Source organism: Methylopila musalis (assembly GCF_042679725.1).
GTDB lineage: Bacteria > Pseudomonadota > Alphaproteobacteria > Rhizobiales > Methylopilaceae > Methylopila > Methylopila musalis.
In genome coordinates, this window is sequence record NZ_JBHTMX010000285.1 from 1 (window position 1) to 2,574 (window position 2,574).

Below are 2,574 nucleotides of genomic sequence, written 5' to 3' on the forward strand. Positions count from 1 at the left end.
GGAGGGGGTGTCGCCGCCCGCCGCCTTCACCGCCTCGCTCGGTCCGGGCTCGGTCTCGGCCGAGGGCGCGGTCGGAGCCGCCCGCTTCAGCCGCTCGATCAGGGCGGCGCGGGCGCCGTCGTCCTCCAGCACGCGAATGAGGGCGTCCACCTCGGCGCGGGCGTCCGGCGGGGTCGCGGGCGTCTGGGACTGGGCTGCGGTCGCGAGCGTCAGCAGGACGGCGGTGAGCAGCGATCGCAGGATCATGAGCGCCTGACCGGTGGCGCGCCGTGAGGGCGCGCGAAAGGGGAGGCGGGCAGATAGATCGCCCGTCGCCGGCGCACAGGCCGACGATGGGCGCTTGCGGCCGTCAATCGTCGGTTTTGAGCGCGTCCCGCGCCTTTGCCGCCCAGTCCTTGCCGGCGTCGCCGCCCCACAGCAGCCAGGCCACATAGCCGGCGGAGGGGTTGTCGTCGTCGCCGAAGTTCTTCGCGCGCTTGTCCACCTTGTGGCGGGCGAAGTAGCTGTTCATGCGTTTGATGGTGTCGGCGCTCAGGGCCTTGCGGCCGGCGAGGTCGCGGGCGCGGGCGACGCCCACCTGCGTGCCGCCGCGCCTGTGCGCCTTGCGCAGCTCCAGCCCCTTGGCGGCGGCGTCCGCCACCGTCTTGGGCGGGGTGCGGTCGGCGGCGGTCACGACGCCGTCTCCAGCTCGGAGTGGGACTTCAGCGCCTTGGCCCCGTCCGACTGCTCGATCAGATAGGCGGGGTTCTTCTCCGACGCGCGGCGGACGATCCGCGCGCCCTTGATGGTGCGCTGGACGCGCTTGCGGAACACCTCCGCCACCTTGCCGGCGGCTTCGCCTTGACCCCAGGACCACGCCACCTTGGCGCCGACCGCGTAAGCCTTCGTCATCCGCGTCTCTCCTCCATGCGCTGCACGCCGGAGGAGAACGTGGGCGGGCGGAAGCCGTTCCGGCCGCCGCTTCAGCGCGGCAGCAGCACCCAGAGGTCGAGGTCGAGCACCACGGCCGGATCGTCCTTGCCGTCGGCGGTCTTGAGCGGGAAGGCGCCCGGCGTCGCGTCCTTGAGGCCGACGAGCCGCACCCGCAGCGCGCCCACGTCGTCGCGGCCGGGCAGGGGCTGCTTGTCGAGGATTTCGGACCACGCGTAGAGCGTGTCGCCCGCGAAGATCGGGGCCACGTGGCGGCCGCCGTTGATGGCGGCGACGTGGAAGGCGTTCTCGAGCCCGTTGTACATCAGGCCGCGCGCCAGGCTGATGACGTGGCCGCCATAGACCAGCCGCCGGCCGATCTTGGACGACTTCTGGCCGTAGCCGTCGAAATGGACGCGGGCGGTGTTCTGCCACAGGCGGGTGGCGAGCTGGTGCTCGGCCTCCTCCACCGTCATGCCGTCCACGTGGTCGATCTTCTCGCCGACCTGATAATCGTCGAAGCGGCGGGCGCTGCCCGACAGCGCGTCGTCCCAGGCGGAGGCGTCGAGGCGCGGGCAGGCGCCGCCGATGTCGGCCGGGTCGACCACCGCCGGCAGAGTCGGGACCACCGGATCGGGCAGCGGGCGGCCGCCCTGCACCCGCACCAGCACCCAGCGCACATAGTCGAGCACCAGCTCGCCGTTCGCCCGGGTTCCGCGGGTGCGCACCCACACCACGCCGGCGTCGCCCTTGGAGGTGGGACGCACGCCGATCACTTCTGACGTGGAGGCCAGCGTGTCGCCCGGATAGACCGGCGACAGGAAGCGGCCGGCGGCGTAGCCCAGATTGGCGAAGGCGTTGAGCGAGACGTCCGGCACGGTCTTGCCGAACACCACGTGGAAGGTGACGAGATCGTCCACCGGGCTGCGGGGATAGCCGAGCGCCTGCGCGAAGGCGTCGGAGGACTGCACGGCGTAGCGGTTGCCGTAGAGCGCCTGGTTCAGCGCCAGATCGCCGAGGGTGACCGTCCGGGGCGTCGCGTGGCGGATGACGTCGCCGACGATGAAGTCCTCGAAGAAACGTCCTGCGCCCGCCATCGCCGTCTCCTGCTGATCCGCGTTCTTTCGCAGCGCGGTATCTGCCACGTTGCGGCGCCCGCGGCGACACCGACCTTGGGTCAAGAGCGCCGGGTCAAGCGATCAATCGCGCCCGATTTCCGTTCACCTTTCCAGCGGGTGAACGCAAAGCGCCGCTTTCGCAGGCTTCGTTTCACGCGGCTTTCAAGCAGCCCGTGCCAGTGTCCGCTCATGGCCGTCGGCGCTTCGCCGTCGGCGGCGCAGCATGACGCAGGAGCTTACCCCCATGACGCTTGGCGACGTCCTCGATCCGACGCATGACAGCCGCTGGACCGCGCCTCTGGCCGCGAGCTACCTGCGCTTCGCGTTCGACTGGACCGCGGACGGCGAGGGCACGCTCGCCGACGCGGAGGCCGCGCTGGTGCGGGGGGTGGCGATCCTCACCGCCGATCTGGCCGCGCAGCCGGACGACGTGGCCCGGCTGCTGCTGGTGGCCCGCGCCTGCGAGCAGCGCTGCCTGCTGAGGGCCTATGGCGACAGCTGGACCCGGGCGGCCCGCGCGGCGCTCGACATCGGCGGCGCCCCGGCG

The 2,574-nt window shown here is 72.0% G+C and carries 4 protein-coding genes and 1 pseudogene; 1 reads left to right on the forward strand and 4 read right to left on the reverse strand.

Annotated features, from left to right (window positions below; genetic code table 11):
- The 4 genes from ACFQ4O_RS16700 to ACFQ4O_RS16715 form a co-directional block, all read right to left on the reverse strand.
- The coding region (locus ACFQ4O_RS16700) for a hypothetical protein (RefSeq protein ID WP_378777377.1) at positions 1–246 on the reverse strand (246 nt) is incomplete at its 3' end.
- A gap of 103 nt (positions 247–349) precedes the next feature.
- Positions 350–673: a hypothetical protein gene (locus ACFQ4O_RS16705; RefSeq protein ID WP_378777379.1), complete on the reverse strand. Its 324-nt coding sequence runs from the start codon at positions 671–673 to the stop codon at positions 350–352.
- Positions 670–891, reverse strand: coding sequence for a hypervirulence associated TUDOR domain-containing protein (locus ACFQ4O_RS16710; RefSeq protein ID WP_378777381.1), 222 nt, complete (start codon positions 889–891; stop codon positions 670–672). Before ACFQ4O_RS16710 ends, ACFQ4O_RS16705 begins: the two co-directional genes overlap by 4 nt.
- A 71-nt stretch (positions 892–962) precedes the next feature.
- Positions 963–2,006, reverse strand: a complete 1,044-nt coding sequence (locus ACFQ4O_RS16715; RefSeq protein WP_378777383.1) for a MaoC family dehydratase — start codon at positions 2,004–2,006, stop codon at positions 963–965.
- A 265-nt stretch (positions 2,007–2,271) separates the two neighbouring features.
- Here ACFQ4O_RS16715 and ACFQ4O_RS16720 point away from each other — a divergent pair.
- Positions 2,272–2,574: pseudogene (locus ACFQ4O_RS16720) on the forward strand (hypothetical protein); the annotation flags it as partial.